Annotated in this window: 9 protein-coding genes; 4 read left to right on the top strand and 5 right to left on the bottom strand. The window is 37.3% G+C overall.

What is annotated here, in order from left to right:
* Positions 1 to 55 precede the first annotated feature (55 nt).
* The 3 genes from A8B35_RS11170 to A8B35_RS11160 form a co-directional block, all read right to left on the bottom strand.
* A complete protein-coding gene (locus A8B35_RS11170; RefSeq protein ID WP_068472913.1) occupies positions 56 to 2,566 on the bottom strand; it encodes a glycoside hydrolase family 2 TIM barrel-domain containing protein in 2,511 nt (836 codons plus the stop codon).
* A gap of 69 nt (positions 2,567 to 2,635) precedes the next feature.
* Positions 2,636 to 4,126, bottom strand: a complete 1,491-nt coding sequence (locus A8B35_RS11165) for an alpha-L-fucosidase (RefSeq protein WP_068472911.1) — start codon at positions 4,124 to 4,126, stop codon at positions 2,636 to 2,638.
* Between the two features lie 148 nt (positions 4,127 to 4,274).
* On the bottom strand, positions 4,275 to 5,906 hold the full coding sequence (locus A8B35_RS11160) for a sulfatase family protein (protein ID WP_068472909.1): 1,632 nt from the start codon (positions 5,904 to 5,906) through the stop codon (positions 4,275 to 4,277).
* A gap of 215 nt (positions 5,907 to 6,121) precedes the next feature.
* Here A8B35_RS11160 and A8B35_RS11155 point away from each other — a divergent pair, with 215 nt between their 5' ends.
* Positions 6,122 to 7,726, top strand: a complete 1,605-nt coding sequence (locus A8B35_RS11155) for an alpha-L-fucosidase (RefSeq protein ID WP_222844142.1) — start codon at positions 6,122 to 6,124, stop codon at positions 7,724 to 7,726.
* Between the two features lie 71 nt (positions 7,727 to 7,797).
* Here A8B35_RS11155 and A8B35_RS11150 read toward each other — a convergent pair whose 3' ends face one another.
* Entirely contained in the window at positions 7,798 to 9,015 is a 1,218-nt protein-coding gene (locus tag A8B35_RS11150) for a hypothetical protein (protein ID WP_068472907.1), read from the bottom strand.
* 195 nt (positions 9,016 to 9,210) lie between these two features.
* On the opposite strand from A8B35_RS11150, the gene A8B35_RS11145 reads away from it, so the two are divergent.
* The 3 genes from A8B35_RS11145 (at position 9,211) to A8B35_RS11135 (ending at position 12,904) form a co-directional block, all read left to right on the top strand.
* Positions 9,211 to 10,314 (top strand): glycoside hydrolase family protein, encoded by a 1,104-nt coding sequence (locus tag A8B35_RS11145; RefSeq protein WP_068472905.1) that lies wholly within the window; start codon positions 9,211 to 9,213, stop codon positions 10,312 to 10,314.
* A gap of 72 nt (positions 10,315 to 10,386) precedes the next feature.
* The gene (locus A8B35_RS11140; RefSeq protein WP_068472902.1) at positions 10,387 to 11,820 is read left to right on the top strand and encodes a sulfatase family protein; all 1,434 of its coding nucleotides are present in this window, start codon (positions 10,387 to 10,389) and stop codon (positions 11,818 to 11,820) included.
* A 730-nt stretch (positions 11,821 to 12,550) separates the two neighbouring features.
* Positions 12,551 to 12,904 (top strand): helix-turn-helix domain-containing protein, encoded by a 354-nt coding sequence (locus tag A8B35_RS11135; protein WP_068472900.1) that lies wholly within the window; start codon positions 12,551 to 12,553, stop codon positions 12,902 to 12,904.
* 346 nt (positions 12,905 to 13,250) lie between these two features.
* Here A8B35_RS11135 and A8B35_RS11130 read toward each other — a convergent pair whose 3' ends face one another.
* Entirely contained in the window at positions 13,251 to 14,942 is a 1,692-nt protein-coding gene (locus A8B35_RS11130) for a T9SS type A sorting domain-containing protein (RefSeq protein ID WP_068472898.1), read from the bottom strand.
* Between the last annotated feature and the right edge of the window lie 149 nt (positions 14,943 to 15,091).

The raw sequence follows: 15,091 nt of genomic DNA, 5'->3' as shown, positions 1-15,091 counted from the left end.
AGGTAGTGTTAGGAAAAACCCAACACCAATTTTAGGTGCTGGGCAATATAATGATTTATTTACATTCTATTGAAATTTTTGTTTCTCTTAATTCTTCACCTTTTACCGTTATTTGAGATACACCTGTTTCATTAGTCGATTGTACAATCAGTAAGCATCTACCTTCAGAAGTTATCACTTTATTATTCTGATATTTTTGCACACTCCGAGGTGAACCATTATCAACCCCCAATAATTTAATAGGACCTGTAATTTCAAATTCAACTTCACTCTCAAGGTGTTTAACCGGAGAGCCATTCTCATCTAACAATTGTACCTCAATATGAGCTACATCATAAGCATCTGCCAATAAAGTTTTTCTATCTGAAACAACAGACATTTTTACGGCCTTTGAGGAAGTACTAATTATTTGTTCTGTTTTATTATCTATGACTACTGCTTTTATTTGCCCATCGCTATATGGTACATTCCACTTTAAAATATGATCCGTAACATCTTCAAGTTTATGTATACCGTAGGATTTGTTATTCACAAATAACTCTACCGCCGCTTGGTTGGTATAAACTTCAACCATTATAGATTCTCCAGCCTTATAATTCCAATGAGTATTTACATTTTGCCAACTCCATTTTTGATGAGCTGCCCATCCTTCTTCTTTTTCTACAACCTGCTTTTTAAGAGCATCCCATTTATATGGAGATTCTTTTTCTATTTGCGTAGTTATATATATGTGCGGTTCTGTATTCCATAAAGATTTAAACATATGGTATGAAGGTTTATCAAAGCCCGCAAAATTAAGCAAGCCACTACCACTTCCTCTAACTGGCCAGCTTCTCGATTCTCCCATATAGTCAATCCCAGTCCACATAAATATTCCCGACATATAAGCATTGTCTACAACAGGCTTCCATTCATGATATCGAGCCCAATTTTCGGTACCTAAAATTACTTTATCAGGATAGTTTCTTCGGCAATAATCATAAACTGCTTGGCGATAAGATAAACCGATGATATCTAAAGCATCTCCATATCCACTTATTAAACTAACCGATGGAATTACTAGATTGGCCGTAACTGGTCGCGAAGAATCAAGTTCCTTCACCCAACTTGATAAGTTTTGAGCTGTTTGTGCACAAGCGTCCTTCTCATTTTTAGCCAAAAAGGTTTTCTTAATTTTTTCGATAGAAAAAGGAGGTTCATCCCAATAATAGTTTACATCACCCACTTTATTGCTTCCCCAATAACCAGTTGCATTACCATACTGAGGGAAAGTCCATTCAATTTCGTTACCAATACTCCACATAATAATAGAAGGATGGTTTCTATCACGCAGTACCATTGCCTGTATATCGCGTTTACTCCATTCATCAAAATGGGCAGTATACCCTTTGGTTTCGGCATCTTCTGACTGTTGATTATAGTTCTTACGCTTATCCTTTGGATTCTGAAATTCGTCGAAAGCTTCATCTTGAACTAAGAATCCCATTTCATCGCATAAATCTAAAAACTCTTCGGATGGAGGATTGTGTGCGGTTCTGATGGCATTACAACCTGCGTCTTTTAACTTTTGCAACCTGCGTTTCCAAACTCCTTTAGGAACAGCAGCTCCAACTAAACCACCATCGTGATGTATACAAACACCTTTTATAAGCATGTTTTTTCCGTTCAAGAAAAAACCTTCTTCCGCATCAAATTTAAATTCTCTAATTCCGAAGAGAGTAGAGTACTCATCAACTAATTCTTCATTAACATATACTTCTGACACTAGAGAATACATATTTGGATTTTCGGTATCCCACAACAATGGTGAATCTAGTTTAATACGCTGATCAATTACACTATCTGACTGCACTGTTAGTTTAAGTACAGTCTCGGTAACAGCTTTATCCAAGCCATTGTGCATTAGTTTAGATCGAACAATAGTATTTTCTGCCGCATTTTTGATTGTAACCTGAATATTTACTAATGCTTGCTTAGCTGATACTTGGGGAGTGGTTACAAAAGTTCCCCATTGTGGAATATGCGTTTTATTTGCGCTAACTAATTTAACATTTCGATAAATGCCTGAACCTGGATACCACCTACTATCCAAAAAGGCAGTTCTATCGGCTTTCACAGCCACTACATTTACCTCGCCATATTTTAGGTACTCACTTAAATCGTAACTGAAAGGTGCATAGCCAAATGGTCGTTTGCCTAAATAATGTCCGTTAATCCACACTTCAGAATTGGTATAAACACCATCAAATTCAATCCATGTGAGTTTATTTTCTGATGACTTACTTACTTTAAACGATTTACGATACCAGCCAATGCCTCCAGGAAGCCACGCGGTTGCACCACCTGTATTTTCTTGGGTAAAAGAATGTTCAACACTCCAATCGTGCGGTAACTTTACATCTCGCCAATCGGCATCATCAAAACCTGCTAGCTCAGCTTCTTTTATAGCTCCATAATGAAACTTCCAACCAAAATTAAAATCTTCCACTACTCGAGTTTGCTTCTCAGGAGACTGACAAGAAATGAGCGTTAAACTCATTAATATAAAGGCAATATATTTTTTCATAAATACGTATTTATAAAAACAAAAAGGCTTGCGACAAATTAATGACGCAAGCCTTCTTATATAATTATACTATTGTAATTGAATTTTTAAAGCAAAAGCATGCTCACAAGGTTTGGTATCTGGCATTTCAACCTGTAAACCATTCTCTGTTAACTCCCATTTAATTTTACCCTCATAACCTAAAAGGTTAACGGATTTAATATTTTTAGTTAACAAACCTTCTTTTTTAGCCAAACTTCTAATGTTCATAGTTTCTGTTGGCCATGCCATTGTAATGGCATATAAATCGTCACCTTTAGTTGTAAATCGAATATCCTCTGCTACAGCCTCAGGGTTTTTATCCTCGCTTAAGTGACCTTCTACAATTTCTTGTGGGCCTTCACCGTAAATTTTCCATGGTCGCGTATCAAAAATAGCTTCTCCATTTACTTTAAACCACTCTCCCATTTCTAACAAACGAGTTTCAACACCTTCTGGAATTGTTCCATCAGCACGTGGCGTAATATTTAAAAGTACAGCTCCATTTTTACTAACCACATCTACTAAGAAATCGATTAAACGATTTGTAGATTTGTATTTTGGATCAGAAATATCACACCATGCTTTCCAATCAATAGAATCATCGGTTAACCAAGGAAAATCCTTCTTCTCACTCATTCGTGAACGCTCTAAATCCAATACAGCAGTACCTACAGCCATATCTTCAAACTTGTAAGTACAAACTACATCGCGTCCCCAATCTTGAGCTTTGTTATAATAGTTAGCCAAAAACTGCTTTCTATAATCCTCTTCGATAATATCCATTTTATTATCGAACCAAATAATATCTGGCTGATACTTGTCCATTAACTCATCTAAACGAGCCAACCATTCCTCATGAAATTCTTTTTTTGGAGGATTTGGATAATCTCCTGTGGCCATTACAAACGATCCTTCAGGCACATATGGTCCATATAATCCCTCGTAAGCCGGATCACTGGCATCTGTTGTTTTATCCCATGTTGGAAACCAAGCATATAACCAATGGCGGTGGTAAGTGGCAATAAACTTCATGCCCTGCTTACGAACTGCCTTGGCCATTTCGCCAACAACATCGCGCTTTGGCCCCATATCCATGGCATCCCATTCGGTTAACTCACTATCCCACATGGCAAATCCATCGGCATGTTCTGCAACTGGCCCTGCAAATTGCGCACCTGACTTTTTAAACAATTCCGCCCACTTGTCGGCATCGAATTTATCAGCAGTAAACATTGGGATGAAATCTTTGTAACCAAAATCCTTTAGATTCCCATAAGTTTTTTCATGATACTCTCTAATCGGATGGCCTTCTGTGTACATATGAATGGCATACCACTCCGTTTCATGTGCAGGCACAGAATATGGCCCCCAGTGAAAATAAATACCAAATTTGGTATTCAACCACCATTCTGGAACTTCATATTGCTTAAGTGACTCCCAGTCGGCTTCATACTTTATTTTCTCCTTGGCTTTCTCCTTAGGCTTAACACTGCATGACATTAAAATGATGGCACACATTACTAACAATAGATTTCTCATGTATAACTTTTTTAAGTTTAAACGATTAATAGCGTTTTTGCATTATTTAGTTAATTGAATTAAGGATTATCCCTAATTAATGTGTAAAAGTAAATTATATACGTACCAATCGTTTAAACTTATGCGCTAACTATTTGCACGTATCCGCTTATTTATCCCAATTGGCATCAACCACTTTCTTAATATGAGGATAGTTTTCATCTGTATCACCCACCTCTTCGCGTAAAGCTTTAAGTTTGATTTTCAACTGATCTTGAATCTCTTTGTATTCAGGATTACCGTATACATTATTCATTTCGTTAGGATCATTCTTTAAATCATATAATTCCCAAGCTGGAGGTGTATGTCTTGTAAAATCGTTACCCCATGATTTCTTATTCCATGTAGCATTCGGATCATCGGTATCAACCCAATATCTTCCGTAGAAGAAAATCAGTTTATAATCTTTTGTTCTAATTCCGAAATGTGCTGGGTTAGCATGACGGTGTGCCATATGCATCCAATAACGGTAATAAGTAGCATCGCGCCAATCAGCAGGTTCTTCGCCTGTTTCTAAAATAGATTTGAAACTTTTTCCTTGCATATAATCAGGTGTTTCACCACCTGCCATCTCAATAATAGTAGGCGCAAAATCTGTATTATTGATAATGGCATCTGTTCGCATACCAGCCTCTATACCCTCAGGATAACGAACGATGAAAGGCATACGCATAGACTCTTCATACATCCAGCGTTTGTCAATATAATCATGCTCTCCTAACATAAAACCCTGATCGCCTGTGTAAATTATAATGGTATTATCTAATTCGCCGCTTTCTTCAAGATAAGCGAATAAACGTGCTAAATTATCATCCACACCTTTTACACATCGCAAATAGCGTTTGATATATTCTTGATAAGTTAATTTGGTGTACTCAGGGTCTGCAATATCCTGATCAATGTCCATATGCATACCCATATTACGAATGGTATTACGGTGCGAAACTGATGATCCGATTACATGAATCAATTCATCATTGTATCCCTTAGTACCAACCGAACCATTATTTTCGTTATCATATAAACTAGCCGGCTCAGGCATATGCGCATTCTCAAGATAATCGGCATATCTTGGGGCAAACTCAAACATATCGTGAGGGGCCTTATAGTGATGCATCAAGAAATATGGTTTTGAATCATCACGATTTTTTAACCAATCAATTGTGATGTCAGTAATCACATCGGTACTATGGCCTTTTGTTTTAATAGTTTTAGTTTTTTTAGTTACCGGAAATTCATACTCCATTCCTTTTTCTATAAAAACAGGATCGAAATATTCACCCTGGCCACCATGTCCAACTAGTACTTTATAATAATCAAAAGCAGATGGCTCAGTGTGTAAATGCCACTTACCAATTATTGCAGTTTCATAACCCAACTTTTTTAACTCTTCGGGCAAATATTGTTTATCGTCAATGTGTCCTTCTAAGTCGATTACACCATTGGTATGATTATATTGTCCCGAAATTATTGCAGCTCTACTTGGCGTACAAATAGCATTCGTCACATAACAATTTTCAAATATCATTCCTTCGTTGGCAAACTTATCTAAAACCGGAGTTGGATTTAAGGCTGCCAAACGACTTCCATATACACCTACTCCTTGAGTGGTATGATCGTCAGACATGATATAAATTATATTCGGTTTCTTCTTCTTTTCTACTTTCTGCGTGCAACTAAATACTGTGCCACACATTGCAAACAGTGCTAAAATTTTAATAGGTCTTCTGAGTAAATTCATAATAAGAAATATTTTTAGCTAAAATTATTATAAAAGTATAGATCGATGGCGTGTAAAACACTCTATATATGCGGGGGTAATTACGCAGTAGTACACTATTACATTCGTTTTTCTAAAATTCCTCCGTTTTACTGTTTTTTTCTACCCCTTAGTTCTTGAGGTTTTACAATACTTTTACATTGTGTTGAAATAACGAATATTTAATATAACTATTTATGATACTAAGAAAATCACTTAAAAAGGTTTATATGGTTGGAGTAGCTGGTACATTACTATTAGCTAGCTGTGGTCAGAGCACCTGTGATAAAAAGGCCGAGGCCGAAACAAAATTTACTCCTGACTGGGAGTCACTAAATACTGTTAACCAAGTTCCAGAATGGTTCGAAGATGCTAAATTTGGTATTTATGCACACTGGGGACCTGTTTCTCAAGCATTTGTTGACATGAAGCCTCACCAATATTTAGGTGGTTGGCATGGTATGATCATGTATGGAAAAGATGGAATCCCAAACTGGAGCACAGGTAAAAACAATGGCAAACCAACATCTAATTACCTTCATCATACTGAATTATTTGGAGACCCTACTGAGGAAGAAAAGTATGGCTACAAATATTTAATCGAAAACTTCGATCCTAGTGGCTTTGATGCGGTTGAATGGGCTGAGTTATTTGAAAAATCAGGAGCTAAATTTTCTGGTCCTGTTGCTATGCACCATGATAACTTTGCCATGTGGGATAGTAAAGCTACACGTTGGAACTCTGTAAACTACGGTGGTATTGACGTTTCTAAAGAGTTAAAAACAGAGATTGAAAAACGCGACATGAAATTTTTAGCTTCATTTCACCACGCGTTTACATGGATGTATTACGCTCCGGCGCACATGTATGGAAAAGTTGACCCTAAAGATTACGATCTTTATACCAACAAACATACAATGGACGACAAGATGCCTGATGCTGAATTTCATGAGCAATGGTGGGCTAAGTTGAAAGAGTATATTGATGTATACCAACCAGATGTACTATGGTTTGACTGGTGGTTAGAAAATATGACTGAAGAATGCAGAAAGGAATTCTTAGCATACTATTATAACAAAGGTATTGAGTGGAATAAAGATGTAGCTGTATTATTTAAAGAAACTACTTTTACAGAAGAAACTGCCATTAGAGATTACGAACGTGGTCGTCCGAATCAAATGAAAGAGCAGGCATGGATTACTGATACTTCGCCAGGTGCTTGGTTTTATCGTTCAAATGCTAAATTTGTAAGCACTAATGAGTTGGTTGATATCTTAGTTGATATTGTATCTAAAAACGGTAGCATGCTACTTAACGTGCCACCAAACCCAGACGGTACTATTCCTCAGGAAATGAAAGACCTTTTAATTGGCATGGGAGATTGGTTAAAGGTAAATGGAGATGCTATTTACAAAACTCGTCCTTGGACAATCTTTGGTGAAGGCCCAACACGTTTACCTGCAGGTGGTCATAAAATTGAGCGCAAAAAGATCGTATACCAAGATACAGATATTCGCTTTACTAAAAAGTCTGATACTGAAATGTATGCTATCATTATGGATTCACCTAAAAATGATATTGTAATTAAAACTTTCAGTACTGATTTAGGTGTGGTTAACAACCCTATCCAAAACGTGAGCTTATTAGGTAGCGATGAGAAACTAGAGTGGGAAAGAAACTCTAAAGGACTTGTTATTAAAGCGCCTAAAAACTTACCAACTCAGCACGCTCACTCATTCAAAATTACTTTTGAAGGTTATAGAGAAGCTGACATAGGTGGAGACCTTGAACAAGCATTATAATAACAAATTACATAAGATATTAAAAGCTTCCTTCGGGGAGCTTTTTTTGTTTCTATTAAAACTGAAGACCTCTAAAAGTCAGTAGTAATTATACTTTTATTATCTAAGGTTTTAAGCATAAAGTTATTGACCGATCCACTTCCGTTAAAAGAAATTGAAGCGCCCATTATATTTCCGATTGACTCGGTATAACTCCCTGTGAAAACGAGCTCTTTATTAACGAAAACATCAATTACTTTTTCTTTATTAACAAGCATCATATCAATCCAATTATCTGGATTTACCACAAAGCCATTTAAATCGTTATTGATATTATCATATGATTGCTCACCTAAGGTCATTTCACAAAAACGACTACAGCCCTCTCCTACAAACTTAAGTTCTATTTTTCCGTTTTCTCCCACAATTGATATAACCGTTGCATAGCATTGCACGGCAGCCCAATCGGAAACATTTTTAAAAGTGGATGTACATATAAACTGATCCCCACTTTTACCGGTATCCTTGTAATTATCGAGCTTAACAACCACAACCTCATTGGTATTGACCCCAATATTTTGAAGATCAGTTTTTGAAGCATAAAAAATACCATCCTTGATGCAGTTTTCCATTGGTATGGTATAATAACGCTCCCTATTCTCCAATTTAAAATAATAAGCCAAAGCATTCCACTCTTCAGTGCCAGCCAACACTTTAAGGGTATCCGAGCTGTTGCGTTTATCACCTTTTAAAGTCACGTTAAAATATCCTGGATAGGCATAAAAATGCGAACATTTTCCATCGGCAGTGATATTATACTTGCGCGATTTATCTCCAAAATCGATAAACAATGGCTCCTTTGTTTCCGGTACAGTATAGCTAAAGTAGGCGGTAGTAGGGCATTTACCCTCTGTTTTAAGTAAACTTATGGTTCCTGAAGGAGCAAGAGTAGTACTATTTTTAGTTAAGTTACTGATTACAAATACTGCTACCATAACAATAACTACCACAGCTGCAGCTCCTAACCATCTGTTTCTTCGTGTAAATGGAGTATCATCAGTAGGCATATACCCAACATAAAGGCTTAAAGCATCTAGGGTCGTTTGCTGCGGTTTATAATCGTCGGCAGTTTTAACCTTACCAAAAAAACGTTTTAAAGTAGCAACACTAATCAGAATTTTAGTATCACGATGAATCTCAAAACTCAAACTTTCAAAGTCTTTATTCTTCCAAAGTTTTCTTTTGCCATGGTTAAACTTTCGTTCAACCAAAACCATTAATTTATTTTGAATTTTATTCTGTTTTAACACTATGAACACCCTTTTTTACCAACTTATAAAAACCTACTTATCAACGCAATAAGTTATTCATTCTTTTGTTTTGCAATTGAACAGGTGAAGATGCTAATAAAAAATCATTTAACCATACTTTTAAATGTAGTAACAGTATTACAGTAGAAGAAATCACTATGCTTTATATTAATAACAGAACTTAAATTAAGATATATGAAAAAAACAATTGTAGCTCTTCTCGCCATAGCATGTTTTGCTTGCTCTCAACCTAAAAAAGGAAATCCCGATTATAAAATTGAATTTGGCAAAGTAGAGAAACGTTCCGTTTTTAGCGGAGGTGACAGTTTAAGCCATTGGGGTGGTTCCTTGGTAAAAGGCGAAGATGGTTTGTACCACATGTTTTATTCGCGCTGGCCAAAAGCGCCGGGTTGGGTTTGGGTTTCACATTCTGAAATTGCCCATGCCGTTTCCGATTCTCCGTTTGGCCCTTTTAAATTTAAAGATGTAGCATTGCCTATAAGAGGCGTTGAATATTGGGATGGCATGTGCACGCACAACCCAACCGTACATAAATTTAATGGCAAATATTACTTATACCACATGGGAAATACCGGCGATGGTAAAATTGTTGGAGTCCCAGGGAAGCACCGTATAAATTGGCTACACCGCAACAATCAACGTATTGGAGTGGCTGTTGCCGATAGTCCTAACGGGCCATGGAAACGCTTTGATGAACCGGTATTGGATATTACACACGATAGCTTAGCCTACGATGCAGCTGTAACTTCAAACCCTTCGGTTTGTCAGATGCCCGATGGAAAAATTCTTATGGTATATAAAGGTGTAAGCAAAAAACGCCCCGCTCCGAACTACGGACCCGTTGTACATTGCGTGGCCATTGGCGATACACCAACCGGACCATTTAAGAAGTTTCCTGATCCGGTATTTACTTTTCCGGGAGAACACTTCCCTGCCGAAGATCCATACATTTGGTATCAAGAAGGCCGCTTTAGAGCCGTTGTGAAACGCATCCGCCACGAAGGCAAAAAGCGTTTATTCTCATTGGTTCACTACGATTCGGAAGATGGCATACACTGGAATAAAGCCAAGAATTTTGAAATATCAGAACGTATTTTCACTTGGGAAGATGGGCGCACGCAACAATTCACGCACCTCGAACGCCCTCAGGTATTTATCGAAAATGGTGAACCCGTAGCCCTACTCTGCGCTGCCGATACCTTAGATGCCAATAAAGTACGACATTCATTTAATGTTCAAATACCACTTATTATTACTAAGGAATATCCACAAAAGTAAGTCTAGATAGCGCAGTCTAATAGAATATAGGCTGCCCATTAAAACATACAACAAAACTAAATTAACAAAGCAATGAAATTACTTAATTCAATAGCAGTAGCACTCCTCGTGCTACTTAGCATACAAATACAAGCACAAAACCGACCGAATATTTTATGGATTAATGGCGACGACCTAGGTGCCGAACTGAGCTGCTATGGCAACCCCGATGTATACACGCCGCACATGGATAAATTAGCCAGTGAAGGCATTAGGTTTACCAAGGCCTACTCAAATGCCGCAGTGTGCTCGGCGAGTCGATCGTCAATGATAACGGGTATGTATCCGCCAAGCGTTAACAGTCACGATCACCGCACCATCGACAAAACCCCATTACCCCAAGGCATTGAACCCATTGTTACCTACTTTCAGGAGGCTGGTTATTATTGCATCAACGGAAATGCCCGCAATCCTAAAGTGAAGGGCAAGGGCGATTACAACTTTACCAATAAAATAGAGTACGACGATATTAATTGGAACACACGTGCTGAAGGGCAGCCTTTCTTTGCACAAATTCAAATTAACGATCCACACCGTACCTTTCATCACGACAAGGAGCACCCAATAGATTACAAAACTGTTTCAATGCCCAAGTGCTACCCTGATTACCCACTTCTGAAAGCCGATTGGGCTTGGTATTTAGAGAGCGTGCAGCATGCCGATAATTATGTGGGGCAAATATTAAAACGCCTCGAAGAAGAAGGATTGGCCAACAACACCATTGTCATATTATTTGGCGATCATGGTCGTCCGCACCTACGCGACAAGCAATTTTTGTACGAAGGTGGTATACACATTCCGCTTATTGTGCGTTACCCCGATGGCAAAAATGCAGGCACTGTTGATGAGCAATTAATTAGCCTGATTGATGTTGCGGCCTCTACCCTCGCCATGGCCAATATCAAACAGCCCAAACACATGCAAGGCATCGATCTTTTGGGCAAAAAACCCAACAAGCGCAAATACATTTATGCCTTCAGAGATAGAGCTGGCGATGCCCCAGATAACATCAGAAGTATTTGCGATGGACAATACAAATTAATTTGGAATAGAATGCCAAATCAGCCCTACATGCAACTGAGCAGTTACAAAAGATTACAATATCCGGCCTACACATTGTATCACGAGTACTACAAAAGCGGAAAATTAAAAGCTCCGTACAGCCAATTTATGGCCTCAACTCGTCCTGAAATTGAACTATACGATTTAAACCAAGACCCCAACGAGTTGAATAACTTGGCCAACAAAAAGGACTACGCCAACATTAAAAACAAACTATTTAAAAAGCTAGAAAGCCAAATGCCAAAGTTTGAAGAAAACAGAATTGCTGAGGCCCCAGAAACTACTCTGAAAGCTAAAAAATCGTCAGATGCCTACTTAAAAACTAGCCTTAAAAAACGCGGCTTAGATCCTAACATTAGCGATAAAGATTTATTAATTTATTGGGAAGAACTACTATTGAAGTAGCTCATATAAGTCCGCTTTAGGCAAAAACAAATGCATATTTTAATGCACAACACAATACACACATCCAATAAACATCACCAAAGGTTCAGTTAAGGCTGAACCTTTCTTTTTTTCCCTAGGGCGTGTCCCTCTGGGCCGCGCTATCCCTTCTATCTTTGCTTCGCCATAATGGGCTCACAAAGGATGCCAGTCCTATCGCTCACGCAAACACCGCCTGCATAAACACTATAGGTTTAGTCCACTGCAAGCTCGTAAGTAAATGGCATACCTTTAACAAAAACATAAAAACCACCTATACTTAAAACAAATCCACTTTCTTTTATTATTTAATCACTATTACTATCTCCATAAACTTGTTAACCTTCTATTAATTATTGTCTAACTTATATAAATCCATTATAATCATTACTAATTCACTTTCAATGCGAAATAATAACCTTGCAATTAAAATAAATTTTCAGTCATAAGGGTATAATACTAAGGTATAAGGCGGTAAACTTAAGTCTGAAGTTTATAATATTAGGTCTTAAGTGATAATCTCTATGTCGTAAGGATACAATTCTAGGTCTTAGGTATATGATCATGGAGACTAAGTATATTAGAGCCGAATATGGTGTGTTATTACTAGAGTAGAAGTATATTTAATTAGAGTAGAGCAAACTAAATATAGAGAGGAAGTATAATAGTTTAAATAATTATAGTAAATTAAGGTTTCATAAAACCATATACTATGTTACAATATAACTTTGACCGCATTTTTAAGGCACGTGGAATAGCCAGACCTTATAGTTTTTTACTTAAGCATGGATTTTCAGGCAACTTGGCCACCCGTATTAAAAACAATAAGGTGTTGCGTATCGACTTACACCACATTGAGCACTTGTGCTTATTATTAAAATGCACGCCCAACGATTTTATTCAATGGATACCTAATAACGATAGTAACGTGGATAATAACCATCCGCTGTATCAAATGAAACTGCCTTCGGAAGAAGTAAACTTGGTTAAAACCATTAATTCTATTCCGCTGGGCAAGCTTGAAGAGATAGAAAAGCTAATTAAGGAGAGCATAAAGGATAGTTAGTTATAACATTGGGCTGTTTGCCCAAACCTGCCTGCCGGCAAAGGCAGGGCAAAGAAATTTTTCCAAACTAACGAGGCGCATAAATAATAAGCCTAAAAAAACATATTCTAATAAGCATTACTGCCGCATTGTTAGTACTGAGCAGCCCAGATAGTAACGGCGGCCCTTGGGCTTTTGTTTTTAGTGGTGCTTGGCTGGCGGATGCGACCGCAGGAAGCACACGCACTGCTTAGCAATACTTAAAACAAAAGCACAAGGCTATAGTGAATAGCTGGAATTTGCTGCAAAAAAGAATAGGCCATCGTTTAAATTCGATGGCCTATTTTTTATGTTTGTAAATGAGTGATTACTTGACTTGTATTTTTTGTACTTCTTTGTTTGTTCCGTTAATTACTTCAACCAAATAAATGCCTTTTGCTAAATCAGAAACCGAGATAGTACTCACTGCACTTGTTGCAATTACAGAGCGTACTTTTGAGCCGGCTACCGAAATAAGGTTAATTTGGCTGCCTTCAAGGGCTTGAATATTCAGAAGGTTAGATACAGGGTTTGGATATACATTAGTGAGTAACTTGCTTTGTGGATCAAGGGCTGTGGAACCGTCTTCTTCTAAAATTACTTCTTCAAGAATATCTTTAGTTACGCTTGCATCAAGCTGCTCTAATGTACCCGTTTTAGTGACATAACCACTTGCTGATACAGAATAGTTATAAACTGTTCCGTTGTCTTCTAGCTCAGCCTTATAAATTCCGTTAGAATCGGTAGATTCATCGGTGATACCACCATTTGAAATAGTTACAGTTGCAGAAACAACTGCACCATTCTCATTTTTAACTAAAAAATAGGTATCGTACCATCCGAAATATTTATACAATCCGGTAGAATTAGCACTTAACGTAGTTAAGGCAGGTAGAAAACCTTCGCGAGGTTTTAAACTACCTTCTGCTGGAGGGTTATCTACATCTGGATGACTTGAATAAAGCGTTCCTGTGTATTCCATACGGTATGCATATATTTCACCGGCTGTTGCACCTAATGTATTTAAATTACCAACCCAATATCCTGTACCTGCATAATTATAAATAATATCGTCGCCTTTTAGTAGAACAAATGTAGATGCTGCTCTTTCTGTTGCTTTTTCGCTATTAGGTTTACCAACTGGCCCTGTTGAACTATAGTTAGGATAAAAAACCAATTGACCTTCAACATTGTCGGCATCATCTTCTATTGTAATATCAACAGTTTTATCAGCATCTGCTTCTATAGTGACAGAACCTGAGTTCATTACATAACCTTTCCCTAAAGTATAGTACGTGTAGGTACCTGCCGCCATACCTGTAAATACAGTTTGTGTTTCAACAGGGTCTGTTTTTGAGCTAACTAATTGTGTTCTTCCATCTATTGAAATCCATACATTTTGGGCTTCACTGGCAGGACGTGTAATATTAAAAGTTACAGATGGCTCAAACGCTTTTTCCTCTATATAAAAGTCATCGTAATAAAATGTTCCTTCTTTAGGGTTTACCTGTAACTGAATATATGTATTAGTGTAATCAGTATCGGCAGTCCACTCAAACTCCATCTCATACCACTCTCCTGTAGGATTTCCGGAAAAAGAATTACATTTTCGACTTGGGTCAAGTAAGTTTGTCGCATTATTTACTTGTGTAACATTAGCTCCCAAATAAAACTTATCGCCTCCTGCTAAATCAGTGCCTACTGCCAAAAACCTCTTGTATTTGAACAAGTATGTAACTCCGGCTGTAAAAGATAAATTTGAACTACCCTTACTTGCAAACCTCATTTGATTACCATTACTAGAATCAGGGTTTATACCTTTTATACTTTTACTGCCTGTTGCAGATTCTTCTGAAGAGTAATCAGCAGTTCCGCTACCTTTAGAAGTATTCTCCCATATTGAACTACTAGCTATATCAGCTGCATCCTCAAAACCTTGATCAAATAATACAGTTTGTGCATTTATACTTGCACTTAACATTAAAATTAACCCTAATAATAAGTGTAATTTTCTTTTCATAATTTAATACTTTTTAATTATTTTTTTCAAGTGTTAAATTATGTATATACAATAAACTTACATGGGTAAAAACAACGGAGAAAATGGGGTAATAATTAGTTAAGCGCCGAAAACATGCACAATATAGAGGCAAAAAAAAGAAGGGCTTC

Source organism: Saccharicrinis aurantiacus (assembly GCF_001660705.2).
In the GTDB taxonomy this organism is placed as follows: domain Bacteria; phylum Bacteroidota; class Bacteroidia; order Bacteroidales; family Marinilabiliaceae; genus Saccharicrinis; species Saccharicrinis aurantiacus.
This window is presented reverse-complemented; position numbering and strand designations above follow the sequence as displayed.

What these genes read in the sequence shown, in the direction of transcription:
- A8B35_RS11170 (WP_068472913.1), bottom strand. Translation starts at nt 2,566, where the DNA reads ATGAAAAAATATATTGCCTTTATATTAATGAGTTTAACGCTCATTTCT.
- A8B35_RS11165 (WP_068472911.1), bottom strand. Translation starts at nt 4,126, where the DNA reads ATGAGAAATCTATTGTTAGTAATGTGTGCCATCATTTTAATGTCATGC.
- A8B35_RS11160 (WP_068472909.1), bottom strand. Translation starts at nt 5,906, where the DNA reads ATGAATTTACTCAGAAGACCTATTAAAATTTTAGCACTGTTTGCAATG.
- A8B35_RS11155 (WP_222844142.1), top strand. Translation starts at nt 6,122, where the DNA reads ATGATACTAAGAAAATCACTTAAAAAGGTTTATATGGTTGGAGTAGCT.
- A8B35_RS11145 (WP_068472905.1), top strand. Translation starts at nt 9,211, where the DNA reads ATGAAAAAAACAATTGTAGCTCTTCTCGCCATAGCATGTTTTGCTTGC.
- A8B35_RS11140 (WP_068472902.1), top strand. Translation starts at nt 10,387, where the DNA reads ATGAAATTACTTAATTCAATAGCAGTAGCACTCCTCGTGCTACTTAGC.
- A8B35_RS11135 (WP_068472900.1), top strand. Translation starts at nt 12,551, where the DNA reads ATGTTACAATATAACTTTGACCGCATTTTTAAGGCACGTGGAATAGCC.
- A8B35_RS11130 (WP_068472898.1), bottom strand. Translation starts at nt 14,942, where the DNA reads ATGAAAAGAAAATTACACTTATTATTAGGGTTAATTTTAATGTTAAGT.